At 69.3% G+C, this 24,494-nt stretch carries 24 protein-coding genes; 6 read left to right on the top strand and 18 right to left on the bottom strand.

What is annotated here, in order from left to right; translation table 11 throughout:
- Position 1: 1 nt before the first annotated feature.
- Entirely contained in the window at positions 2-1,489 is a 1,488-nt protein-coding gene (gene eccB / locus TY25_RS38490; RefSeq protein ID WP_081869379.1) for a type VII secretion protein EccB, read from the bottom strand.
- A gap of 112 nt (positions 1,490-1,601) precedes the next feature.
- On the opposite strand from eccB, the gene eccE reads away from it, so the two are divergent.
- Complete coding sequence (gene eccE, locus TY25_RS38495; protein WP_042264992.1) at positions 1,602-3,245, top strand: type VII secretion protein EccE; 1,644 nt, start codon at positions 1,602-1,604, stop codon at positions 3,243-3,245.
- Positions 3,246-3,297: 52 nt separating this feature from the next.
- On the opposite strand, the gene TY25_RS38500 is transcribed toward eccE, so the two are convergent.
- Complete coding sequence (locus TY25_RS38500) at positions 3,298-3,858, bottom strand: NADPH-dependent FMN reductase (protein WP_042264994.1); 561 nt, start codon at positions 3,856-3,858, stop codon at positions 3,298-3,300.
- Positions 3,859-4,048: 190 nt separating this feature from the next.
- On the opposite strand from TY25_RS38500, the gene TY25_RS38505 reads away from it, so the two are divergent.
- Positions 4,049-5,020, top strand: a complete 972-nt coding sequence (locus TY25_RS38505; RefSeq protein WP_236639178.1) for a GAF domain-containing protein — start codon at positions 4,049-4,051, stop codon at positions 5,018-5,020.
- On the opposite strand, the gene TY25_RS38510 is transcribed toward TY25_RS38505, so the two are convergent.
- On the bottom strand, positions 5,021-6,034 hold the full coding sequence (locus TY25_RS38510) for an NAD-dependent epimerase/dehydratase family protein (protein ID WP_042264996.1): 1,014 nt from the start codon (positions 6,032-6,034) through the stop codon (positions 5,021-5,023).
- A gap of 32 nt (positions 6,035-6,066) precedes the next feature.
- The gene (locus TY25_RS38515) at positions 6,067-6,876 is read right to left on the bottom strand and encodes an S-methyl-5'-thioadenosine phosphorylase (RefSeq protein WP_042264997.1); all 810 of its coding nucleotides are present in this window, start codon (positions 6,874-6,876) and stop codon (positions 6,067-6,069) included.
- Positions 6,877-7,088: 212 nt separating this feature from the next.
- On the opposite strand from TY25_RS38515, the gene TY25_RS38520 reads away from it, so the two are divergent.
- Positions 7,089-7,412: a metal-sensitive transcriptional regulator gene (locus TY25_RS38520; RefSeq protein ID WP_042264998.1), complete on the top strand. Its 324-nt coding sequence runs from the start codon at positions 7,089-7,091 to the stop codon at positions 7,410-7,412.
- Between the two features lie 58 nt (positions 7,413-7,470).
- Here TY25_RS38520 and TY25_RS38525 read toward each other — a convergent pair whose 3' ends face one another.
- From TY25_RS38525 to infA, 13 genes are all read right to left on the bottom strand, one after another.
- Positions 7,471-8,385 carry a TAXI family TRAP transporter solute-binding subunit gene (locus tag TY25_RS38525; protein WP_042264999.1) on the bottom strand — a complete coding sequence of 305 codons (915 nt, stop codon included), beginning with the start codon at positions 8,383-8,385 and terminating at the stop codon, positions 7,471-7,473.
- Between the two features lie 115 nt (positions 8,386-8,500).
- On the bottom strand, positions 8,501-9,931 hold the full coding sequence (locus tag TY25_RS38530; protein WP_042265000.1) for a sensor histidine kinase: 1,431 nt from the start codon (positions 9,929-9,931) through the stop codon (positions 8,501-8,503).
- Between the two features lie 13 nt (positions 9,932-9,944).
- Positions 9,945-10,604, bottom strand: a complete 660-nt coding sequence (locus TY25_RS38535) for a response regulator transcription factor (protein WP_014981775.1) — start codon at positions 10,602-10,604, stop codon at positions 9,945-9,947.
- Positions 10,605-10,650: 46 nt separating this feature from the next.
- Positions 10,651-12,123 carry an MFS transporter gene (locus TY25_RS38540; RefSeq protein ID WP_042265001.1) on the bottom strand — a complete coding sequence of 491 codons (1,473 nt, stop codon included), beginning with the start codon at positions 12,121-12,123 and terminating at the stop codon, positions 10,651-10,653.
- Positions 12,124-12,235: 112 nt separating this feature from the next.
- On the bottom strand, positions 12,236-13,057 hold the full coding sequence (locus TY25_RS38545; protein WP_042265002.1) for an LLM class F420-dependent oxidoreductase: 822 nt from the start codon (positions 13,055-13,057) through the stop codon (positions 12,236-12,238).
- Positions 13,058-13,108: 51 nt separating this feature from the next.
- Entirely contained in the window at positions 13,109-13,978 is an 870-nt protein-coding gene (truA, locus tag TY25_RS38550; protein ID WP_370466216.1) for a tRNA pseudouridine(38-40) synthase TruA, read from the bottom strand.
- Between the two features lie 111 nt (positions 13,979-14,089).
- Positions 14,090-14,617 (bottom strand): 50S ribosomal protein L17, encoded by a 528-nt coding sequence (gene rplQ / locus TY25_RS38555; protein WP_042265004.1) that lies wholly within the window; start codon positions 14,615-14,617, stop codon positions 14,090-14,092.
- 49 nt (positions 14,618-14,666) lie between these two features.
- Complete coding sequence (locus TY25_RS38560) at positions 14,667-15,725, bottom strand: DNA-directed RNA polymerase subunit alpha (RefSeq protein WP_014981770.1); 1,059 nt, start codon at positions 15,723-15,725, stop codon at positions 14,667-14,669.
- A gap of 112 nt (positions 15,726-15,837) precedes the next feature.
- The gene (gene rpsD, locus TY25_RS38565) at positions 15,838-16,443 is read right to left on the bottom strand and encodes a 30S ribosomal protein S4 (protein ID WP_014981769.1); all 606 of its coding nucleotides are present in this window, start codon (positions 16,441-16,443) and stop codon (positions 15,838-15,840) included.
- Between the two features lie 20 nt (positions 16,444-16,463).
- Positions 16,464-16,877 (bottom strand): 30S ribosomal protein S11, encoded by a 414-nt coding sequence (rpsK, locus tag TY25_RS38570; RefSeq protein WP_014981768.1) that lies wholly within the window; start codon positions 16,875-16,877, stop codon positions 16,464-16,466.
- A gap of 9 nt (positions 16,878-16,886) precedes the next feature.
- Positions 16,887-17,261 carry a 30S ribosomal protein S13 gene (rpsM, locus tag TY25_RS38575; protein WP_014981767.1) on the bottom strand — a complete coding sequence of 125 codons (375 nt, stop codon included), beginning with the start codon at positions 17,259-17,261 and terminating at the stop codon, positions 16,887-16,889.
- 217 nt (positions 17,262-17,478) lie between these two features.
- Positions 17,479-17,592, bottom strand: a complete 114-nt coding sequence (rpmJ, locus tag TY25_RS38580) for a 50S ribosomal protein L36 (RefSeq protein ID WP_011207363.1) — start codon at positions 17,590-17,592, stop codon at positions 17,479-17,481.
- Between the two features lie 363 nt (positions 17,593-17,955).
- Positions 17,956-18,177 (bottom strand): translation initiation factor IF-1, encoded by a 222-nt coding sequence (infA, locus tag TY25_RS38585; RefSeq protein WP_003418601.1) that lies wholly within the window; start codon positions 18,175-18,177, stop codon positions 17,956-17,958.
- Positions 18,178-20,490: 2,313 nt separating this feature from the next.
- Here infA and TY25_RS44840 point away from each other — a divergent pair.
- Positions 20,491-22,026 carry a MinD/ParA family ATP-binding protein gene (locus TY25_RS44840; protein WP_439650357.1) on the top strand — a complete coding sequence of 512 codons (1,536 nt, stop codon included), beginning with the start codon at positions 20,491-20,493 and terminating at the stop codon, positions 22,024-22,026.
- A 386-nt stretch (positions 22,027-22,412) separates the two neighbouring features.
- Here TY25_RS44840 and TY25_RS38595 read toward each other — a convergent pair whose 3' ends face one another.
- Positions 22,413-22,913: a DUF4254 domain-containing protein gene (locus tag TY25_RS38595; protein WP_014981765.1), complete on the bottom strand. Its 501-nt coding sequence runs from the start codon at positions 22,911-22,913 to the stop codon at positions 22,413-22,415.
- 170 nt (positions 22,914-23,083) lie between these two features.
- On the opposite strand from TY25_RS38595, the gene TY25_RS38600 reads away from it, so the two are divergent.
- Together TY25_RS38600 and TY25_RS38605 are read left to right on the top strand one after the other, a co-directional pair.
- Positions 23,084-23,893 carry a GntR family transcriptional regulator gene (locus TY25_RS38600; protein WP_042265007.1) on the top strand — a complete coding sequence of 270 codons (810 nt, stop codon included), beginning with the start codon at positions 23,084-23,086 and terminating at the stop codon, positions 23,891-23,893.
- Positions 23,890-24,456, top strand: coding sequence for a GNAT family N-acetyltransferase (locus tag TY25_RS38605; protein ID WP_042265009.1), 567 nt, complete (start codon positions 23,890-23,892; stop codon positions 24,454-24,456). The genes TY25_RS38600 and TY25_RS38605 overlap by 4 nt, the downstream gene beginning before the upstream one ends.
- Positions 24,457-24,494 lie beyond the last annotated feature (38 nt).

Below are 24,494 nucleotides of genomic sequence, written 5' to 3' on the forward strand. Positions count from 1 at the left end.
TCTACTTCGCGGCGACGGGTTGTTTGGCCGGGTTGGCGTCGGGTGCGACGCCGTCGTGGGCGACCATGGCTTCTTCGCGACCGAGGGTGGGGCCGTTGGCGAGCAGGCCGACGATCGGCCACGGGGCGGACTCCGGTGTCACGCCGGACTCTTTGTCCAGGCCGAGTGCCTTCGCCGCGTCGTCGTTCTTGATGCCGTACCGGACACCCGTGTCGGCCACGTAGAACATGCTGTCCTTGCGGCGGCTGTCCACCTCGATGCCGGTGGTCTGTACGAACGCTCCGGAGCCTGGCTTGAAGTACACCGAGTCGACGTTGTCGCCCTTACCGTCGGCCTGGGCCAGCGGCACGAGCCGGGCACTGTCCGGCAGCGGCAGATCGCTCGCGTCGATCACATCGAGTTTGGCGCGCACCGCGACGTCGGCGTTGCCCGCCGCGCCCGCGATCGGCTGCCACGACATGCAGCTCACCGGACGGGCCTTGGGCTGCACGATCGTCGGCGCGACCTCGGGATAGGTGTCCACCTGCAGCGCTTTCGACGGCTGCGGGATCGCCACCTCGGCATCGCTGACCGAGGTGCCGTGGTCGGGGTTGCGCTGGTCGATGCGGATGATCTCGGCGGTCAGCGGGCTGATCGCCTGGAGTCCGTTGCGCAGCAGCACATAGTTCTTGTCGGCCTTGCCCGCCTGCTGGACCACGGTGCCGATCTTCAAGTTCCGGATCGAGTAGCCCTCGGGCGTCCCGCCCGGGTCGGCGATCTTCGGCGGCACGATCGGGCTCACCTCGGGGATCGCGTTGAGCAGTCCCTCGCTGATCGGCCGCGGTGTCGCGCCGCGGATGTTCAGCGGCACGGTGACGGTCGGATCGTTCATGTCGACGCGGGCGCGCGTGTTGTTCCACACCAGGTAGGTGGCGTCCTTGCCCTTCACCAGCAGGCCTTTGTCCCGCCCGAGCGCCGACGCCTTCTCCCCCATGTCGAGGTCGCCGATCAGCACGGAGGTGGTGCGATCGTCGCTGCCGTCGGTCTTGAGCGAATCGCAGACGGTCCAGGTGCGGCCCTTGCCCGCCTTGTCGAAGCTGAACGCGCTCGGCGCCCCCGGAATGCCGATCAGCTGCCCGCGCGGCTTCTTGCCGATCTCGGATTCCTTGACCATCGCGGGCTTGGACGCGTCCCCCACCGCCAGGCGGGCCGAGGCGAGGTTCAGCGCCGGATGCACGACGTCGTCGATCACCGCGTAGATCGCGCCGGATTCCTTGCCGACCAGGATCTTGCTGTTGTCGACCTTGCCCTGCGGGCGCAGCAGGGCGAGGATGCCGCAACCCGCCAAGACCACCAGCGCGAGCACGAGCCCGGCGGCGTAGGCCCGCGACTGTGAGCGCATCGGGTCGTGCAGCATCCGCACGTCCCTGCGGACCAGGGCGTGTTCCATCCGACGAACCAGGAAGCGGTAGCCGCTCACCTGCCACCGAGTGGTGGGTTTTGAAGGCATTATTCCTCCCCCGAACAGTGCTCGCGTTCGCGCAACACAGTACAGTTCCCGAGGACTCTTGTTCAGCTCGGCTACTCCGATTGGGCCGACACCGGGTACTTGGGGGACGACGATGGCGGAACCTGCCGGGGCGGGACCACGACCGCTCCTTGGCCGCATCTCGCTACAGAATTTGCTGATCGCGCAGGTCATGGGGTTTGTCGCGGGGGTGGCCGCGCTTTTGCTCGGCCTGCAGGCGCTGCCCGCGCTGGCGGTGGGTGTGGTCGTCGCGCTGATTCCGCTGATTCCCGTCGCCAAGCGCACCCTGCTGGACTGGATCGCCACCTGGTGGCGCTATCTCACCAAGCGGGACTACCGCATCGGTGACACCGTCGACTTCCGCGGCGCGGACGGTCGCTCACTCGGCCTGTACTGGGACGGCAGCCGGGTGGTCACCGTGGTCGAGGTGCTCGCCCCGCCCGGCGGACTGACCCGCATCGCCCGCAACACCGTGCACGCCTCGCACCTGCTGCCGCTGCCGGAGCTGGCGAAATGCCTGAACCAGCACGACATTCTGCTCAGCGGCATCGACATCATCAGCCACGGCCACCGTTCCCGGTCCGGCACGCCCGCAGGCAAGATCTATGAATCGCTGCTCGGGCCGCTGCCCGCGACGGCGCACCGAACCGTCTGGCTGGCAATCGGTTTCGACGCGGTCGCCTGCCCGGACGCGGCGGCCCGGCGCGGCGGCGGCGCGGACGGCGCCTCGCGCGCGGTCACCATCGCCACCCAGCGGATCATGCGCGCACTGGAGGACGCCGACTGCAACGCGCGCATCCTGACCGCCCCGGAGATCAAGAAGGCGGTCCTGCAGATCACCGGCGGCTTCGACCCGCGCACCCTCGAACATCGTTGGCGCTACGCCGAAATCGGCAACAGCGTGAACATCGGCATGGCGGTGGATCCGAAGAAGCTCGGCTCCGATCTGCTCGCGCAGCTGTGGGTGGCGCCTTCGCGGGGCACCACGGTGGCCGTGCGGCTGCGGCCGGGTAGTTCGGCCGAGGCGGTGAGCATCGGCGCGGCTTGGCGGTTGACGGCGCGTGAGCTGCCCGAACGCAGCAAGCTCGCCGGCATGGTCTCGATGAACGGACGGCACCGCGACGGGCTGCTCGCCCATCTGCCGCTCGCCGTGCCCGGCGTCGACGGCACCGTGCCGATGAGCGAGTACCCGATCGAGGTGATCGACGCGCTGCACCTGCCCTCCTCGGGCTGTGGCCAGCTGATCGGCTCGGACGACGAGGGCAACGGCGTCGCGGTGCGCATCGTCGGCACCGGCATCTCGACGGTGTACGTGGCGGGCGAGCTCTATCTCGCCCAGCAGTTGGTGTTCCGCGCGCTCGCGGTCGGTGAGCGGGTGCTGATCCGCACCGACCGGGCACACGCCTGGGAGAATCTGGTCACCACCATCGGCAATCCGGAACGGCTGACCCTCGCGGTCGAAACGCACCAGTCCGACGCGGGTTTCACCGCGACCGTGGTGGACGGCGTGCTCGCGCCCGCCCCGCACGCCGGTGTCACCACGATCTACGTCACCGGTGATCCGATGGGCTGGCCCGCCACCCGGCCGGACCTGTCCATCCATCAGCCCGCGGCGATCGGCAACCACGTCATCCTGCGCACCGGCACCGCCCAGGTGGACCTGACCCTGGTCTCCATCCCGCGCGAGGCCACCTACATCGGCCACCCGCGCGGTCGCCGCGGCGCACCCGTCGGCTGACGCCGCGCACATTCGTCGGCGAAATCGTGCGCGGCGCGCTGAACTGCGCGCGTCAGGCGGGGTAGGGGTCGCTCGCCCGCGCCGCGCGCAGAGTTCTTGCCCACCAGGACAATTGGCGAAGCATGCGGGCGGCGGCGTCGATCGCAGCGCCGTCCGCGGTCTCCCCTGCCGCGTCGAACCGCTTCTTGGCCTGATGGAAGCTGACCGTCTCGCGGATCGACACCATGTGGATCTCCGCGACCACCTGACGGAGTTGCTCGACCGCGCGCAGTCCCCCCGACAGTCCGCCGTAGGACACGAATCCGATGGGCTTGGCCCGCCATTCGTGCTTGGCGGTGTCGAACGCGGTCTTCAGCGCGGCCGGGTAACCGTGGTTGTACTCGGAGGTCACCACGATGAACGCGTCCGCGGCGGCCAATCTGGTGCGATATTGGACCACTTCCGGGGTTTCAATCAGTTCGGTCGGCAACAAAGTGTCCGCCAGATCGATGACACCCGTATCGAACTCGTCGTGCGCGCGTAGTGTTCGCAACAGCCAGTCGGCGACCACCGGAGCGAACCGCTCCGGACGCACGCTGGCCACGATGACCTCGAGCCGCAACGGAGTGTCCACCGCGCGAGCTTAACCCGCACACCGCTGATCGCCCGGTGCGCGGGACGCCGAGCTCCTCGGGCAGGCCGAGCTTCGCCGGACCCATCGGCTGCACGCACGACCGGATCAGGCACGATATGCACTGGATAGCCGCCTGACCGTGGCATAGTGTTCGACTTCGGGGAGGGGGATTGTGATAATCGGACGCTGGTTGCTGATCGAGACACTCGGTCATGTCGACACCTGGTCGCTGCTCGCGGTCGGCACCGCGCCGCGGGAGTGGAAGTCGTTCCAGCGCGCGGTGTCCACCCGGTTGCAGCCGTTCATCGCGGCCGCCTACACCGGTGGCACGGTCATCGATCAGGAGTTGCCGCAGTCGCGCCACGACTGGTCCGGGCGGCATCTGCGCGCGGTACCGCTGCACGGGCCCGGCGGCCGCGTGCACGCCGTGCGGCTGTGGGTCGGCAGCGCGGAACCACCGGAGCCGGTCGGCGTGGCGGCGTTCAGCGTCGACGCGCGCATCCGCCGCATCGAGGCGCTCTCCTACGATCTCGGCGCGAACTTCGACAACGAGCACAACATCTGGATCGGTGCGGAATCCTTCGAGATCATCGAACGTTTCGACGGCGCACTCGAACTCGTCGCGACGCTGGCCCGGTCCACGCCGGGCGCCCGCTGGCTCGACACCGCGACGGTGCGGGCCCGCACCGGCCCGCGCACCCTGCTGCTCGCCGCGCACAATCCGGACGAGAACCGCTACCACTGGCTCGGTTTGGCCGTCGACGTCACCGAAAGCGTTGCTCCGCAGCGTAAATCGTTCGAAGCAGCGACCTTGGACCTGCTGCGCGGCGCGCAACCGAACCTCTATCTGGCCATCGTCGACCTGGCCCAGGTCCGGCTCATCCGCTGGGTCACCGAGCCCGTCCCCGCTCTGCGCTGGGGACGAGGCATCGACGAACGCACCGTGCCGCACCCGGCCGACCGGGCACGCATCGTCGCGGCGCGCGACGACATCCGCTCCGGCGTCGAACGGGTGACGCTGACCGGGGTCCGCCTGGCCACCGACAGCGGTGACTGGCTCGTCGCCGATCTCGAGGCCTCGCCGCTGCCCGGCGGGACCGCGGGCGCGGCCGTGCCCGAGTTCGCGCTGGTGCAGCTGGACCTCCCGGCGCACCCCGCGTGATCAGCCGCCGGTGGCGGCGGTGGCCCGCGCGGTGGCGAACTCCGCCAGCCCCTTGGCGGGCGGTGTCGTAGGCGCGAACCCCAGCGTGCGCTTGGCTCTTTCGATATCGGCCACGAAATGGCGGACGTCGGCGATGCGGTACTGACCGGTGACCACGGGCGGCTGTCCGCCGCGGGCCTTGGCCATGATCGAGGCGAGCTCCCACAGCGTGATCGGCCAGCCGGATGCGATGTTCAGCGGCACGAACCCGGGCAACGCCCGCTCGATCGCGGCGAGCAGGGCCGCGGTGGCATCGCGGACATGCACGAAGTCCCGGACCTGGCCGCCGTCCTCGAACACGTGCGGCGCGCGGCCCTCGTCCAGCGCGGCACGCAGCTGCCCGACCAACCCGGTCCGCGCGCCGTCACCGTAGACCTGATGCAGGCGCAGCGCGGTCACCGCGCCGCCGACGCCCAAACCCCAAGCGAACGCGTAGTTTTCCTGCGCCGCCTTACTCGCGCCGTAGCTGCCGCGCGGCCGCAGCGGCGCGTCCTCGCCGACCGGCTCCCAGGTGAGCACCTCGCCCGTGCGCGGGGCGCGATGGTCGAACAGCCCTCGATCCAGGTCGGCCCGCCTACGCAGGCCGGGGAAGAACGGCCCGCCGCGCACACTGCGGTAGCGCCCCTCGCCGTAGACCGTGATCGAGGAGGCGAGCACCAGCCGGCGCACCTTCGCCTGCTCCATCGCACCCAGCAGCGCCGCGGTACCGAGATCGTTGTGCGTCGCCATATCGGCCGGGCTGCCCGCGCTGACCGCCGCGAGATGACAGACCACGTCGATCCCGGCGAGCAGCGGCGCCAGCGCCGCGCCGTCCCGCACGTCGACCCGCGAAACGCCTTCCGGCGGTTCGGCGTTCAGGCCGTGCACGGCATCGAGCATCAGGTCGATGCCGATCACCTCGTGCCCCGCGGCCGCCGCGGCCGCGCGCACGTGTGTACCCAGGAACCCGGCCGCGCCGGTGACCAGAACTCTCATTCACCGCACCTCTGTTCGGCACCCCCGCATGGTCACGGTAGCGCGAATGGCAGCGACACCCCGGTATGAACACGGCAACGGTCACAGGTGTCGGTCTCGGCGACCGCGGCGACCGAGCGGCGGATCAGGTCCTTGAACGGGGCCAGATTGCGCTTGAACTCGGCGAAGACGTCGACCGCGTGCACGCCCGCGCCCTCCTCCAGCCCGGCGTCGAGGTCGGTCACCAAAGCCACTGCGGAGTAGCACATTTCGAGCTCACGGGCGAGCACCGCTTCGGGATGCCCGGTCATGTTGACCAGATCCCAGCCCTGTCCGGCGAACCAGCGGCTCTCCGCCCGGGTGGAGAATCGCGGACCCTGCACGACGACCATCGTGCCCGCACCCTTCATCGGCAGCGTCTCGTCCGCGGATTTGATGGTGGCGGTGCGGAGTTCGTCGCAGTACGGATCGGCGAACGACACGTGCACGCCGCCCCCGTCGAAGTAGGTCTGCGGGCGGCCCGAGGTGCGATCGACCAGCTGATCCGGCACCACCACGGTGCCCGGACCCCAGTCTCCGCGCAGGCTGCCCACCGCGCACGGCGCGAACACCCGGCGCACGCCGAGCGAGCGCAGCGCCCACATATTGGCCTGGTAGGGCAGCGTGTGCGGCGCGAACTCGTGATTCTTGCCATGGCGGGGCACGAAGGCGACCGGACGACCCTCGACCTCACCGATCGCGATCGGTGCGCTCGGCGCTCCGTACGGCGTCTCGACCTCGACCTGGGTCGCCTCGTTGTCGAAGAAATCGTAGAACCCACTCCCGCCGACAACGGCGAGCGCGGGCCTGGCATGCGAACTCATGGCCGCAATTCTCCCGTCCCGGCTCGCGAGCCGAGCAACGGCCCCCGCACCGGCCGTGCGCGCGGTTGCCGGTGCCGTCGGCGATGATGGACGGCATCGGGGCGCAACACGGCGCCACCGGCGCTGACCTGACAAGCCGGGCCGGGAACTGTACCCTAGGGGGGTATGAATCCGGTCCGGTCACGGACCGGCAATCGACGAGGAGAGCACCGGTGGCATCCACCCCGCAGGAGCACGACGCGCACGATCACGCGGCACACGGCTACATCACCGCGAAGGACGACTACCTCAAGCGGCTGCGCCGGATCGAGGGGCAAGCGCGCGGGTTGCAGCGGATGGTCGAGGAAGAGAAGTACTGCATCGACATCCTCACCCAGGTCTCCGCGATGACCAAGGCGCTGCAGGCGGTGGCGATGGGCCTGCTCGAGGACCACATCAGCCACTGCGTCGTCGACGCCGCCGTCGCGGGCGGCCCCGAAGCCGAGGCGAAGATCAAGGAGGCGACCGACGCGATCGCGCGCCTGGTCCGCTCCTGATCAGCGGCCTTCCGACGCATCGCGCTCGGCCGGACGGGGTTGGCGAACTGACGCGAAGTCAGCCGTGCCACTTGCGGTAGACCGTCGCGGCGCCGGGGTGCAGTGGGATCGGGGCGGTGCTGATCAAGGAGCGGCCGTCCAGGAACTGGGTGCCCGCCGCCTCGGTCGGCACCAGCGAATCCGCTTGATACACCAGTAGTTCCACGATCGAGGCGGCGGTATCGGCAGGCAGGCCCGCCGCGACCAGCAGCAGGTTCGCCACACCGATGGTGCGCACCGCCGAACCACCGGGGTAGGCGTCGGCGGGGATCTCCACCCGGTCGTATACCGGGCCGAAGCGCTCCCGCATGGGGGCCGCCAATTCACCCATGTCCACCAGGCGCATGCGCGCCGGCACCTGCAGCACCATCGTCGGCACGCCGCCCGCCCACAACAGCGCGTCCGACTCGTCGGCGGCCAGCGCCGTCACCGCTTCGCGCAGCGGCCGATGCGAAACCGCCACATCCGTCGCGGGGTCCAGCCCGGCGACCCGCAGGATCCGCTCGCCGGTCAGCGCCGCACCCGACCCGTCCGCGCCCAGATTGATCCGCGCGCCGCGCAGGTCGGCCACGCTGCCGATCCGGCTGTCCGACCGCACCACCAGCTGCAGATAGTTCTCGTACACCCGGCCGAGCGCCAGCATCCGGTCCGCGCTGTCCCCCACCGAATCGGACAACGCCAGCGCCGCGTCCACCTGCCCGTGCGTCAGCAGCGTCAAGTTTTCCTGCGACCCCGAGGTGGTGACTCGCTCGATCCGCACCTTCCCCGATCGCGCTGCCGCGGCCGAAAGCAGCCCGGCGAAAGCATGATAGAAGCCACCGACCTCGCCGGACGCCAACCGCACCAACGGACCACCCCTGCTCGGGCCGCACCCGGCCACACCCGCCGCCGCCATACCGGCCAGCGCTAGGAAACCCCGCCGCCGCATGGTCATCGCACCCTCCTCGCACAGTGCGCGGCATGGCACCGGGTCCCGACACCCGACCGGACCACCCCCACGGTCCACGCCCAAACCTTCACCGCGCCAACAGATTCGACCACCCCCGCGCTCATTCCGGCACCGCTGCAGGTAAGCGCACCCGGACCGACAGGCCGTGGGGTCGCACGGGCTCGACGGTGAGTGTCCCACCACGCGCCTGCGCGAGCGCCGCGGCGATGGGCAGGCCGAGACCGGAGCCACCACGCGCCGCCGTCGACCCGCGATAGAAACGCGTGGTGAGCTTGGCGATTTCGGCGGAAGGAACGCCTGCTCCGTCGTCGTGCACGGTCACCGTGACCCAGCCGGGTTCGACCGCGACGACGATCTCGGTGCGCGCACCCGCCCCGGCATAGCGCGACGAATTGCTCAGCGGCACATCGAGGATCTGGGCCAGCACGTCTGCGGATACCGCGACGTCGGCGTGCGCGACCGCCGGGGCGACACTCAACTCCTGACCGGACGATTCGTAGGCCGAACACCACGCGTCGAACCGGTCGGCGACCACTTGCACGGCGTCGCAATGGTTCTCGGCCTCGACGAGCCGGGCGGCATCGAACGCGGCGGGCGTCTCGGCCACGGCGAGGGTGAGCAGGCCGTCCAGCAGCGCGGCCAGCCGCTCCACCTCGGCACTGGCGCCGCGAAAGGTGGCCACCGCGTCGCCCGGTATCGCGGGCTCCAGCGAGTCGAGCCGAATCGTCAAGGCCGCCAGCGGGTTCCGCATGGCGTGCGCGGTGTCGGCGACGAGCTGGCGCTGCGCCTCCACGGAACCGGCGACGGCCAGCGCCATAGCGTCGAAAGATTCCGCGACGGCCCGCATCTCGGGCGGACCGCCGTGATGTCCGGCGATCGACACCGGCGGCTCGGCGGTGACCTCGCCCGCGGGCGGCTTCGGCAGTGTCGCGGTGAGTTCGGCGACCGCACCCGAGAGCGCCGCGAGCGGCCGCAGCACCCAGCGGCTCAGGGTCAGCGCCAGCAGGGTGAACAGCGCCATCGCACCCGCGCCGCCGAGCAGGATGAACCCCCACGTCCGCGCGATATCGGCGCGCGCCCGCGCGGTGGACGCCTGGATCACCACGGCCCCGCCGACCTGCACCCCCGTCCCGACCGGCCGGGCGATGAGCACCGTCCGCGCGCCCCACGGCGTCAGCTGGCCGGGCACGTGCGGGCGCTGATTGCGCCGCGCCGCCGCCACTGCCGCCCCGATCCCCGGATCGTTCAGGCTCGCACCGCCGTTGGCAGTCGTCGCACCCTTGGCATCCACGATCAGCACGCTCTCGCCGTACAGCTCGTGATAGCGGCCCACCTCATCCGCCAGCGCTCGGGTATCCCCGGTAGTCGCGGCGGCGGCCGCGAGATTCGCGAAGCGATCGGCGTCGCCGGAACGAGCGAGCACCAGAGCCTGGGTCCGGCTGGTCGCGACCGTCAGCGACAGCGGAACGGCGAACGCCAGCACCGCAATCGCGGCGAAGACGGTCAGCGCGATGAGTAGGCGGCGCCGCACGCCCTGCCCCTGATCACTGCCCCCACCGATACCCGTAGCCGCGAATGGTGGTGATCAGTCCCGGCCGATTCAGCTTGGCGCGCAACCCCGTCATGTGCACGTCCAGTGACCGCGATACAGCGACGAACGCGTCGCCCCAGATCCGGTCCATCAGCTGCTGGCGGCTCACCGCGGCTCCCGGCCGCTCCACCAGCGCCTCGACCAGCTCGAATTCCTTCTGCGTCAACGTGATCGGCGTCCCCGCCACCTCGACCAGCCGCGCCTGCAGATCGACCCGCACGTCACCGGTGACCACCACGGCCTGGGTGGGCTGGGCCGCCGCGGCCGCCCGCCGGGTGACGGTCTCCAGGCGGGCCATCAATTCCGCGATCCGCGGCGGCTTCACCAGGTAGTCGTCGGCGCCACCGCGCAGTCCGCGCACGATCGAACGTTCGTCGCTGCGCGCGGTCAGGATGAGCACCGGCACCTGACTGACTTCACGCAGCTGCCGCAGGATCTGCAAGCCGTCGGCGTCGGGCAGGCCGAGATCGAGAATGACCGCGTCGTAACCGCGGTGCGCGGTCAGCAGATCCGCGCCGCGCCGCTTGCGTTCCGCGCGGTAGCCACGGGCGTTGAGCGCTTCTACCAGCGCGTCACCGACGCCGTCGTCATCTTCGACCACCGCAAGCCGCACGCGCCGATCCTCCCATAGCGGGTGGATCGGCGCGTGTGCCGGGCGGTCAGTCACGCACAGTGGCCAATTGACGATCCGGCTCGGCCACCCCGGCGCCGACCCCAGTGTCGGCGGTGGTGGTCGCGCCCTCGGCGTCGATGGTCGACGACGTCGAGGTCTCCCGCATGAAGAAGTACGTGACCAGCGAGATCAGGATGCACCCTGCGACGTACCAGAAGTACACCGACTCGTGGTTCGCCTTCTTCAGCGCGAGGGCGATGGTTTCCGCGGTGCCGCCGAAGATGGCGACGGTCAGGGCGTAGGGCAGGCCGACGCCGAGGGCGCGGATCTTGGTCGGGAACAGCTCGGCCTTCACGATCGCGTTGATCGAGGTGTAGCCGGTGATGATGACCAGAGCCAGCATCATCAAGGCGAACGCGGCCACCACATTCGTGGTGTGCGCCAGCACCGTCATGATCGGCACCGTCAGCAGTGTGCCCGCGACGCCGAAGAAGATGAGCAGCTTGCGCCGGCCGATCCGGTCCGACAGCGCGCCCGCCAACGGCTGCAACACCACGAACACCAGCAGCGCGATGAAGTTGATCCACGCGACGGTGCCCTTGGAGATGCCCGAGGTGTTGATCATGAACTTCTGCATGTAGGTGGTGTAGGTGTAGAACGCCACCGTCCCGCCGAGCGTCAGGCCCATCACCAGCAGGCATTCGCGCGGGTACTGCAACAGCATCCGCAACGAACCGCGCGCGGCTTCCGGTTTCGGTGCGCCCTCGTGCGCCGCGGCAGCGGCCGCAGCCTGGTCCTTACCGTGCTGATAGGCGTGCTCGGTGATCCCGTCCGTGACGAACACCCGGTTGTCCGCGTCCGCGGCGGCCCGGAACTGCTCGGACTCGTCCATGCCGCGGCGCAGCCACATCACGATGAGCGCGCCTGCCGCACCGATGACGAACGGAATGCGCCAGCCCCAGTTGTTCATTTCGGCGCTGGTGAGGAACTGCTGCAGGACGATCTGCACGCCGAGCGCGACGAGCTGACCCGCGACCAGGGTGACGTACTGGAAGCTCGAGTAGAAACCGCGCCGGCCGGAGGAGGCCACCTCGGACAGATACGTCGCGCTGGTGGCGTATTCGCCGCCGACCGAAAGTCCTTGCAGCAGGCGGGCGATCAACAGGGTCGCCGGCGCGGCGATACCGATCGTCTGGTACCCGGGAGTCACCGCGATCAGCAGCGACCCCGCGGCCATCACCGTCACCGAGAGGGTGAGCGCCGACCGGCGGCCGAACTTGTCGGCGTAGCGGCCGAGCAACCAGCCGCCGATCGGGCGCATCAGGAAGCCGACGGCGAACACCGCTGCCGTGGAGAGCAGCTGCGCCGTCGGATCGTCCTTGGGGAAGAACGTTTTCGCGAAGTACACGCTGAACGCCGCGTAGACATACCAGTCGTACCATTCGACCAGGTTGCCGATCGAACCGCGCAGCACGTTCGCGACGACCCGGCGCTCGCCCGCGGGCTGTGTCGTAGTCACAAGATCTCCTTCTTCGACGCCTCAGCGCGTCAGCAAGAACGAGTGTGTGGCCAGTCACAGGCCCGGGGGAACCGTCCGGGTCGCTTTCTAACGTTCCCTTAGGGGTGTCGCGTCAGGAGCGCAACAGTGGGGCGAGGGTGCGCAGGGCGGCGAGGTAGTCGTCGTCCAGGGCTTGCACCGCGACGTGGTCGGCGCCGGCGTCCAGGTGCGCGATCAGCTGCGCGGCGACCGCTTCCGGCGTGCCATGGGCGACGACGGCGTCGAAGACGCGACCGCTCGGATCGGCTACTTCCTCGTCGGTGAAGCCGAGCCTGCGCAGGTTGGAGACGTAGTTCGTGAGGCCCAGGTAGAAGTTGACCGTCTGCTCGGCGGCGGCTCGCGCTTGCGCGTCCTCGGACAGCAGGACCTTGTGTTCGGTCGCGAGCAGCGCGTCCGCGCCGATCACCGGGCGGGCCTGCGCGGTGTGCGCGGCCGGCACGAAGTAGGGCAGCGCGCCGGCGGAACGTTCCGCGGCCAGCTTCAGCACCCGCGGGCCGAGCGCGGCGACGGCCCGGCGCTGCACCGGGACGTCGGCGGCGTCGAGTTCGTCCAGGTAGTCCACGAGGGCGTCGTAGGGCTTGCGGTAGTCACCGGCGTGCTCCGGGTGGCCGACACCGACGCCGAGCAGGAACCGGCCGGGGTACTTCGCTTCGATCCGATGGAATGACGCGGCGGCCTCCTTCGCGGGCGTCGACCAGACGTTCACGATGCTGGTGCCCACCGAGATCGTCTCGGTCGCCGCCAGCAGCGGCTCGACCGTGTCCAGCTCGCCGGGCGGCGACGCGCCCAGCCACAGCGTCCCGTAGCCGAGCTGTTCCAGCTCCCGTGCGTCCTCCGGGCTGAACCCGTTGTACGCCCGCCATACACCGAACCGTCCGAACTGATCAAAGGTCATGCTTGCGGAACGATCCGGTCGCGCAGCCTATTCCGCTGACGGTGCCGTTCGTCAGCCGCCGCAGCAGCCGTGCGCCGCGGGCACGGTGCGCACCTCTCTGGTCTGCGCGTTGCGCGCGGCCAGGTCGGCGTCGGCGGGATAGTCCACCGCGATCAGGCTCAAGCCGTGCGCGGGCGCGACGGTGACCGAACTGGAACGTTCGGTCTCCTGGAGCAGTCCGGCCACCCAGTCCGGCGTGCGCCGCCCCTCCCCCACCGCGAGCACCGCGCCGACCAGGCTGCGCACCATCGACCAGCAGAACGCGTCCGCGCTGACGTAGGCGGTCAGCAGTTCGCCCTGCTGTTCCCAGTCGAAGCGCTGCAGCTCACGCACCGTGGTCGCGCCCTCGCGCCGCCGGCAGAAGGCAGCGAAGTTGTGCAGGCCCAACAGATTTCGCGAAGCCGCGCGCATGGCCCCGAGATCGACGTCGTGGCGGCAGGCGACCACGCTGCGGGCCTGCAAAGGTTCCGCACCGTAGCGGGCGGTGGTCAGCCGGTACGCGTAATGCCGGCGGATCGCCGAGAAACGAGCGTCGAATTCGGCCGGGACGAGCTGAACATCCTTGATTCGCACGTCTTTCGGCAGGAACCGGGCCATCCGGTGCACCAGTTTGGCGGGGTCCACCTCGGCGGCCGTATCGAAGTGTGCGACTTGGCCTTCGGCGTGCACGCCGGCATCGGTGCGGCCCGCGACGGTCAACTGCACCGGCTCGCGGCACACCTTCGTCAGCGATTCCTCCAGCACGCCCTGCACGGTGCGCAGTCCCGGCTGACGCGCCCAACCGGTGAAATCGGTGCCGTCGTAACCGATGTCGAGCCGAACCCGGACCGGGTCGGGTGACTGCGCGGCGGGGTCCGCCGAATCCTGCACCGTCACAACGATCTCCTGTCATAACGAACGAACCCGCCGACCCGCAGAGCGGGCGGCGGGTTCATTCGAGAACTCCGGACGTCAGGCGTCTGGATCATCCCCGCGGGTGCGGGGAACACGATCTCAGGCGTCCTTCTTTTCCTCAGCGGCCTCGTCGGCGGCCGGGGCGTCGGCCTCGGCGGTCTCGGCGACTGCCTCGTCGGCGGTCTCCTCGACGACCTCGGCGGCCGGAGCCTCTTCGGTCTTCTTGGACGCCGCGACCCGGCGGGCCCGGTCGGCCTCGTTGGTCACGGTCTTCTCGCGCACCAGCTCGATGATCGCCATCGGCGCGTTGTCACCCTTGCGGGGCAGCGTCTTGGTGATGCGGGTGTAGCCACCCTCGCGACCCTCGAACGAGGGGCCGATCGTGGCGAAGAGCTCGTGCACGACGTCCTTGTTACGGATCACCTTGAGCACCTCGCGACGGTCGGCCAGAGTGCCGCCCTTCGCCTTGGTGACCAGCTTCTCCGCGTAGGGGCGCAGCGCCTTGGCCTTGGCCTCGGTGGTCGAAATTCGACCGTGCTCGAAGAGCGCCGTCGCCAGATTGGCGAAGATCGCCTTCTGGTGCGACGCCGACCCGCCGAAGCGAGCACCCTTCTTGGGCTTGGGCATGGTTTGTTCTCCTTGTGTGAGGCCGGGCCGGGGTGCCTACCCCGGCGGCCTAGAGCTGTTCGGTCTCGGCGTAGTCCTGCTCGCCACCGTCGGTGTCACTGAACGTGCCGCTGTCGCTCCACGTTCCGGTGCTCGCGTCGTAGCCGACCACGCTGGACGGGTCGAACGACGCCGGGCTGTCCTTCAGCGAGAGGCCGAGCGCGTGCAGCTTGACCTTGACCTCGTCGATGGACTTCTGGCCGAAGTTGCGGATGTCCAGCAGGTCCGACTCGGTGCGGGCGACGAGTTCGCCCACCGTGTGCACACCCTCGCGCTTGAGGCAGTTGTAGGACCGGACGGTGAGGTCCAGGTCCTCGATCGGCAGACCGAACGAGGCGATGTGATCCGCCTCGGCCGGCGAGGGGCCGATCTCGATGCCTTCGGCTTCGACGTTCAGCTCGCGGGCCAGGCCGAAGAGCTCGACCAGGGTCTTGCCCGCCGAGGCGAGCGCGTCCCGCGCGCTGATGGAGTTCTTGGTCTCCACGTCCAGGATGAGCCGGTCGAAGTCGGTGCGCTGCTCGACACGGGTGGCCTCGACCTTGTAGGTCACCTTGAGCACCGGCGAGTAGATCGAATCCACCGGGATCCGGCCGATTTCCGCACCCGACGCCTTGTTCTGCACGGCCGGGACGTAGCCGCGACCGCGCTCGACCACGAGCTCGATCTCCAGCTTGCCCTTGTCGTTCAGGGTGGCGATGTGCATATCCGGGTTGTGTACGACGACACCGGTCGGCGGCACGATGTCACCGGCGGTGACGGTGCCGGGGCCCTGCTTGCGCACGTACATCGTGACCGGCTCGTCCTCCTCCGAGGACACGACCAGACCCTTGAGGTTCAGGATGATGTCGGTGACATCCTCCTTCACCCCGGGAACGGTGGTGAACTCGTGCAGCACGCCGTCGATACGAATGCTCGTGACCGCGGCCCCCGGGATCGAGGACAGCAGGGTACGCCGGAGCGAATTGCCCAGGGTGTAACCGAAACCCGGCTCGAGCGGTTCGATGGTGAACTTCGAGCGGTTCTCGGCGACGACCTCTTCGGTCAGTGTCGGACGCTGTGAAATCAGCATTTAGGATCATCCTCCTGTTTGGGCGCCCGCTATTTGACGCCTCGTTCTGGGGGTTTCCCTTCCGTCCTCCGGCTTTCGCGAGGACGACGGAAGGGAACAGCGGCAGAGCCGATTACTTCGAGTAGTACTCGACGATCAGCTGTTCCTGCAGCGGCACATCGATCTGAGCGCGTTCCGGCTGCTGGTGCACCAGGATCCGGAGCCGGCCCGGAAGGACCTGCAGCCAGCCGGGAACCGGGCGGTCACCGACGGTCTCGCGCGCCACCTGGAACGGCAGCGTGCCCAGCGACTTCTCCTTGACATCGATGATGTCGTACTGGGTCACCTGGAAGCTGGGGACGTTCACGGCCCGGTTGTTCACCAGGAAGTGGCCGTGGCTGACCAGCTGACGCGCCTGACGACGGGTGCGCGCCAGACCGGCGCGGTACACGACGTTGTCGAGACGGCACTCCAGCAGGCGAAGCAGGTTGTCACCGGTCTTGCCCTTGAGGCGGTTGGCCTCTTCGTAGTACCGGCGGAACTGCTTCTCCATGACGCCGTAGGAGAAGCGAGCCTTCTGCTTCTCCTGCAGCTGGAGCAGGTACTCGCTCTCCTTGATCCGCGCGCGGCCGTGCTGGCCGGGCGGGTAGGGGCGACGCTCGAACGCCTGGTCGCCTCCGACGAGGTCGACACGCAGACGACGCGACTTGCGGGTGATGGGGCCTGTATAACGAGCCATGTGTTATCTATCCTTTCCCGCTAGACGCGACGCCGCTTGGGCGGACGGCAGCCGTTGTGCGGCTGCGGGGTGACATCGGAGATCGTGCCGACTTCCAGACCGGCGGCCTGCAGCGAGCGGATCGCGGTCTCGCGACCCGAACCCGGGCCCTTCACGAAGACGTCGACCTTCTTGACGCCGTTCTCCTGCGCCTTGCGGGCAGCGTTCTCGGCGGCGAGCTGCGCGGCGAACGGGGTCGACTTGCGCGAACCCTTGAAGCCGACGTGACCCGAGGACGCCCAGGAGATGACGTTGCCGTTCGGGTCGGTGATGGACACGATCGTGTTGTTGAACGTGCTCTTGATGTGCGCGTGGCCGTGCGGGACGTTCTTCTTTTCCCGGCGACGCGACTTCTGGGTCTTCTTGGGGCCGGAGGCCCGTGACTTCGGAGGCATCGGTTATCCCTACTTCTTCTTGCCGGCGACGGTGCGCTTCGGGCCCTTGCGGGTGCGCGCGTTGGTCTTGGTGCGCTGGCCACGCACGGGCAGGCCACGACGGTGGCGCAGACCCTGGTAGCAGCCGATCTCGATCTTGCGACGGATATCGGCCTGCACCTCACGGCGCAGGTCACCTTCGACCTTGAGCTCGGGCGAGCTCTCGATGTAGTCACGCAGCTGCGTCACCTGGTCGTCGCTGAGGTCCTTGCTGCGCAGGTCCGGGCTGACGCCGGTGGCCGCGAGGATCTCCTTGGAGCGGGTACGGCCGATGCCGTAGATGTAGGTCAGCGCGATCTCCATGCGCTTTTCACGCGGGAGATCGACGCCCATGAGACGTGCCATGTGGCAGGTTCCTTCACTGTGTCGGAGGTCTGCTCCCTGTCCGTCCCCTCGTCTTGTGTGGGGCACCGGCCTCCGTACCGGTGGTAGGCACACACGCCTTCCGGGACGAGCCCGGAATACCGCAGCGTGCGGCTGGAGCTGGGAGTTCTTCTTCTTGTGGCCAAGCCGATCAGTGATCGGTGCCCGGCTGGTGATCGTCGGGGCGAACCCCGTTTGATCAGCCCTGACGCTGCTTGTGGCGCAGGTTGTCGCAGATCACCATGACCCGACCGTGGCGGCGGATCACCTTGCACTTCTCGCAGATCTTCTTGACGCTCGGCTGAACCTTCACGTCCGTCCAATCTTGTTGTGGTTCACACAGGTGTGAACACAGTTTTTCCCCGGCCACCCGGCCGGGGAAGTCTGTTGTATCGCCACGAGGGCGACGCTCCACCCTACCGGGTGGCGATTTCGCCCTGTCGGGCGAGTCCAGGTAGTGCTACTGCGCACCGCTGTGTTCAACACTCCGAGAAATCCACGCTCTGCTGAACGTGATCCCCGCGGTGCGGTCCCTCCCCGAGTCGGGTACGTACCCGACTGGGGGTCCGGGGGGCGAAGCCCACCGGGCGGGGCGTGGGGGTTGCACCCCCACAAGAACACTAAGTAATCGGCGGCTCGGCGAGCGCTCTCCGCGAGCACACCTCACCCGCGACGATTACTTATAGCGGTATACGATCCGGCCGCGCGACAGGTCGTAGGGAGAAAGCTCGACGACCACGCGGTCCTCGGGGAGGATACGAATGTAGTGCTGCCGCATCTTCCCGCTGATGTGCGCGAGAACCTTGTGCCCGTTCTCGAGCTCGATCCGGAACATCGCATTGGGCAGCGGCTCGACAACTCGACCCTCGACCTCGATGGCCCCGTCTTTCTTCGCCATGTCCTCCGCGATCCCGGTTACGCTCAACCTGGTTTGTTTGGCTTGTTTCTGCTTACATGTACCCGTCGGTCGACCTGACCGGTGACATGCAAACAGTCGGCGCATAGGTGCACCGCCGCTCCAGCTTACCGGTACCGGTTGGTTCCGGCAAAAATGCCTCGCCCCGAGCACGCTTTCGGGGTTGAACCTAGCTGGGTCCGGGTAGCCTTTTCGCCCCGATCAGAACCGGGAAACCAGTCCCGCGACCCCCTGGCCTCCTGCGCCGCGGCGGTGTCCGGGCTTCGCGTAAACTGACCGCTGTCCAGGTATTAAGGGTCGAGCAGATCGAGGGGGATCCGTGAGCGAGCGCAGCGAGCGAACCCCATGCGCAGCGCCGACAAGGAACACCGAGCCCACAGCGTCCATGGGAGCGACGGTACCGAGCGTCCGCGAGGTCCAGTCGTGAGTAGGAATAATGACGGCCTGCCCATGTTGCCGCCGTGGCTGTCCGAGAGTGATGTCACCCAGGTCGGTTATGAGGCTCCGGTACAGAACCTGCCTGCCGACGATCTGATCGAAGAGGCGCCGAGCCGCGGCCGCGGCCGTTTCAAGCGCGCGCCTGAAGGCGATCGCCCCGATGCCGCGCCCGGTAAGCGCCGGAAGGGCTGGCGGCGCGACAAGCACGAAGAGCAGCCTGCCGCGCAGCAGCTACCGAACGAGGTGGCCCCGCGCCGACCGGACGCACCGCACCCCGATGTCCCGCGGGAAGACCCGTGGCGGCAGCAGGGTCTGGACGCCTATGTCCCGCCGCGGGAGGAAGCGGCCCCGCCCGCGCCGCCGCAGCGCACCGAGGCGCCCCCGCAGGGTCTGCCCACCCGTAACCCCGGCCCGCCGCCGGCGGGTTTCCAGCCGCTCGGCCGACGCTCGGGTACCGATGCACCGCAGTCGAGCGAGTTGCCTGCGCGCCCGCAGTCCGGCCGCCCCGATCTGCCGCCGCCCCCGTCTCTCCCGGACGCCCCGCAGTCGTCGACGCAGGCTCCCGAACGTCCCCCGCTCCCGGACGCCCCGCCGGCGCGCACCCCGCAGGCTCCCGCCCAATGGACCGCGAACCCCGACACCGCACAGCAGGGTCCGGCTCGCGCCCCGCAAGCACCGGACCAATGGACCGCAAGCCCGGACGCCGCACAACAGAGTGCGGCTCGCGCCCCGCAAGCACCGGCCGAATGGACCGCGAACCCAGACGCCGCACAGCAAGGTCCGGCGCGCCCGCCACAGGCACCGGCCCAATGGACCGCAGGTCCCGACGCCGATCCGCGAACCCCGCAGGCCGCCGCCGAGCGACCCCCACTTCCGGACGCACCGACGCGCGCCCCGCAAGGTTCGACCGAGCGTCCCACGCTCCCCGACGCACCACCGCAGGGCTCGGCCGAGCGACCGGCGATTCCGGACGCGCCGACACGCGCCCCGCAAGGCTCGACCGAGCGACCTGCACGCCCCGATGCACCGCCGCAGGCTTCGGCTGTGCGACCTGCGATTCCGGACGCGCCGACACGCGCCCCACAGGGTTCGGCCGAGCGTCCCGCGCTCCCCGATGCACCGCCGCAGGGCTCGGCCGAGCGACCGGCGACTCCGGACGCACCGACACGCGCCCCGCAAGGCTCGACCGAGCGACCCGCGCTCCCCGACGCTCCGCCGCAGGCTTCGACACGTGGCCCGCAGTCCGCCGCGGATCGGCACTCGCCCGAAAGCCCTGCGCGGCCGCCTCTTCCGGAGGCGCCCACCTCGTCCGGTAGCGCACCGGGGCCGTTCGACCGGCACGCGCCGGCGGAGCCCGACGGCCCGCCGCCGTGGCTGGCCGGGCCGCGGTCCGAACAAGGAACCGCGGAGCAGTCGCAGCGTCCGCCGCTGCCCGAACCTCCTGCACCGCAAGGCGCCCCGGCACCCGCGCCGGTCGAGCAGGTTCCGCCTGCCCGCTTCGAAGCACCGCTGGGAACAGACGGCCCGCCGCCGTGGCTGGCCGCGACGGTCGCCGATGAGCAGGCCGCGAAACAGGCCGAACAGGCGAGCAGGCGGCCGGAACTTCCGCCGCCCCCTGGAGAATTCGCCGAAGGCGCCGAACAGGGAGCCGCCGACCCGGCACGCACCGGACCGATCGACACCGGGTCCGTGGCCGAGCGCCGACCGGGCCAGGCCACCTCGCCGGATCGCCCCGGTCCACTGGACCAGAGCCGCGCGCCCGGCCCGGTTCCCGCGGAGAGCGGTCCGCTCGGTGTGCCCATGCCGCACCACACCGCACCGCAGGCACCGGCCGCCGAGGTACCGGGCCCGAACGGAATGCCCGGGCCCAACTGGGTGACCGGGCCGCCGCCCGGTGTCACCGAACGCCCGGAATCCGGTCCACCGCAACGCGATAGCGGCCGCCAAACACCCAGCTGGGTGCCGTCGTCCGGTGCCGAGACCGCTCGACCGAGCACCAGCGGACGGCACCGGCTGCCCGCTGAAGCGATGCCGACCGACGAGGCCAACCAGCCACCGGCCGCACAGCAGCAATCGGCCCCGCCGCAAACCGGCCCCCACCAGACCGGTCCGTCCGGCTACGCGGCCCCCGCGACCGGCGGCCAGGCACCGAGCAGCGACGAACTGGGCGCGCCGGCGCCGAACGAGCCGTGGCGCAATGCCGCAGCGCCGACCTGGGCCGACGAAACCGTCGGGCGCCCCGCACCTTTGGCGGGCGGCCAGACATCGGGACCGCAACAGGGCCCACCGCAAAGCCAGCAGTCCGGACCCCCGCCGGTCGAGGGACCGCCGGGCGGCTACACGGGCCCGCACATGGGCGGTCCGCCGCCAGGCGGTATCGCGCCCGCCCCGCCACCGGCCATGCCCGGGCAGTGGGGACGGCAGCCCGGCCCGGTCGTGCCGGGTGGGCCGTATCAGCCGGGCCCACCGCCCTCGCTCGACGATGTGCCGATGCGGCGCGCCAAGAAGTCACCGGGTAGCGGCTGGCGTAAGGCCGTGCATCACGTGTCCGGCGGTGCGATCAATCCGGGGCTGTCCGCCGAGGAACTGCGGTTGCAGGAACTCGTCGCGCGGATCCGGCAGCCGGTGCGCGGTGACTACCGGATCGCGACGCTGTCGCTGAAGGGCGGCGTCGGAAAGACCACCACGACAATGGGTATCGGCTCGATCTTCGCCTCGATTCGCGGCGATCGGGTGATCGCGGTGGACGCCAACCCCGACTTCGGCACGCTGTCGCAGCGGGTGCCGCTGCAGACCAGGTCCACCGTGCGTGACCTGCTGCTCGACCCGTCCATTCAGCGATACTCGGATGTCCGCAGGCACACCTCGCAGGCCACCAGCCGGTTGGAAGTGCTTGCCAGTGAACGCGATCCGGCGGCGTCGGAGGCGTTCAGCGAGGAGGAGTACCGGGCGGTCGCACGGATCCTGCAGCGCTTCTACAACATCATTCTGACCGACTGCGGCACCGGGCTCATGCACTCGGCGATGTCGGGCGTGCTCGATCTGGCGCACTCGCTGGTGCTGATCTCCTCCCCCGCCATCGACGGGGCTCGCAGCGCCGCAGCGACTTTGGACTGGCTGTCGCTGCACGGGCACGACCATCTGGTGCGCAACGCCGTGGTGGTGATCAACTCACCCCGCGCGGGCTCGCCGAATGTCGGTGTGCAGCAACTGCGCGAGTACTTCCTGTCCCGCTGCCGGGCGGTGCACATCATCCCGTTCGACCCGCACATGTCCGAGGGCGCCGAGATCGACCTGCACCGCCTGCACAAGCACACCAAGCGCGCCTACGTCGAACTCGCCGCCACCATCGCCGACGACTTCGCCACCGACCACCGCCGCTACCACTCCTGAAACCAGGGTTTGCGCGCACCGCACAGCAACGACACTCGCCGTGCGCGCAAGCCGGTGGTCGCCCGGAAATCCTTCAGCCCACAGAGTTTCCGAGCGCAGCACCGCGGCTACAGCTGCTGTAGAGCGTCCGCACACTCTGTGCAGCCGCTCCACCGCCCGGCTGCACCGTTCCAGAGTTCCGAGCACCCGCAGCCAGCTCCTCGCTGCGCGGCGCGGTGGTGAATGCACTACGCGCGCAGAGCTTCCGGACACCGGCACCGCGAAACGGTGGCGCGGCGCACGCACTCTCGGCGATCGCCCGGGAAAACGTCAGCCCCACAGAGTTTCCGAGCGCAGCACAGCGGTTACCGGTGCTGTGGAGCGTCCGCACACTCTGTGGACCGGGTCTACCACTCGGGGAGTCGACGCCTGCCTGCGCTGATGTCGCGCACCAGATCGTCGTAAGCGTCGGCGAGCTCGGCGAGGTGATGCCAAGCGCCGTGCAGTCTTTCGTCGTGCGCGTCCAGAGTCATCAGCGCGTGGTGGGCCCGCACCGAGGATTCGGCGAGCCGGTCGATGACCGCGCCGACGGTTTCGGTGTGCAGGGTGGCGCCGAGTCGATGCTGGGGCACGCTGCGCGCGACCCAATCGTCGATCGCCATCACCAATTCGACTCTGCGGCGCTCGATTTCGAGAACCACCACGGGATCGGTGTCCACCGAACCACCTCGGCCGACCAGCCGCCGCTCGTGCAGCACCGCGAGATCGCGGGCGAACCAGAGCAGCGGGCCGCCGACGACGCGATGGCCGCGACACGCCCGAACGAGTAGATCAGAGGTGGGAAGTAGCCCGGAAGCCGGGGACTGCACCACCGAATCGGCGCACCGCAGTGTGCCGGGAAGAGCCATTACGACCGTTGTATCCGAACCTGCCACGTTGCCTCGCCGTCATCGCCGCACAACACCGGATCAGGACGTTCATTACAATAAACCTCTGAAGGCACCTGTCAAGCGTTACCGGGCCGTAGGAAGTCACGAAGAGTACACTTCGTTACCTGCACGACCAACCGAGGAGCAAGATGGCGGACGGTCCGACGTATCACCGGATCGCAGACCTCCTCCGCGAGGAGATCCGCGCAGGCAAGTGGAAACCGGGTGATCGGTTGCCCAGCCACACGGAGCTGGCCGAACACATGCAGGTCTCACTCACGACCGCTCGTAACGCGATTCAGGTGCTTGTCACCGAAAATCTGGTCTATACAGCGACTTCCCGCGGCACCATCGTGCGAAACCAGGAAGTTCTGGAATCAGTTGTCACCGACCATATCCGACAGGATCGGCCGCGGGCGGGCCACGACATCTTCGAGGAGATCGCGCGGGCCGCGAACCGCGTGCCGTCCAAGGAGTTCAGCGCGAAGATGGAACCCGCGGGCCCCGAGGTCGCGTTGTGGCTCGGCGTGCCGGAGGACTCCTGGGTGCTGGCCAGGACGGTCGTCCAGTACCTCGACAACGAGCCGTGGTCCTGGGAGGTCAGCTTCTATCCGCGAGATCTGGCCGAGGCCACCGGAATCGACTCGCCGCACGACATCCCGGAGGGCACCACCCGCAGGCTCGCCGAACGCGGTCAGGCCGAGACGGCCCACCGCGACACCCTGACGGCGCGGCCGGCGAGCGCGGAGGAGGCGACCGTGCTCGGCGTGGCGACCGGCACGATCCTGCTGGACCACTTGCGGATCGGCGCCAATCACGAGCGGGTCACCCGGGCCACCCGGCACCGCTCCATCGCATCGAGCAACCGGCTGGCCTATCAATTGGGCGACGCCGAGGGCATGGCAGTCATCGGGCGCACCCTCGGTGTGCCGTTCGGGCCGGGTATCGCGTTGCCATGAGTACCGTTCTACGCCGCGCGACAATCGGGGACCTGGGCGTGATCTGCCGACTACGCGTGCAACGCACCGCGTGGTTGACCGCGCAGGGTTCGGACCAGTGGACGGTGGCCGGGCGCGGGCTGCCGATCGAGATCTTCGCGCGGGCGGTGGGACGTTCGCTCGACGCGGGCGAGACCTGGATCGCCGAGGTCGCGGGTGAGCCCGCAGCGACCATCACCATCAACCATCGCGCCGACCCGGGGTTGTGGTCGCCGTGGGAACTAGCCGACGCGGTCGTGGTCCACTTCATGATCGTGGATCTGCGATTCGCGGGCCAGCGCCTCGGCCATCGACTGCTGGCGCACGCGGGAGCCATTGCGCGCCAACAGGAACGCGAATGGGTCCGGCTCGACGCCTGGACCACCAACACCGAACTGCACGACTACTACCGCCGTGCGGGCTTCCGGCTGGCCCGCATCGCCGGCCCGATCGCCACCGGACCGTCCCGGGCGCTGTTCGAACGCCGCACGGACAGCTGGGATTTCGACCCGGCGCAACCCGAGATCTCCTGGGCGCGCGGCTGATCGACCGCGCGCCATCCGACCTCTGACCGGGTGCGGCA

It is taken from the genome of Nocardia brasiliensis NBRC 14402 (assembly GCF_000308475.2).
GTDB classification, from domain to species: Bacteria; Actinomycetota; Actinomycetes; order Mycobacteriales; family Mycobacteriaceae; genus Nocardia; species Nocardia brasiliensis.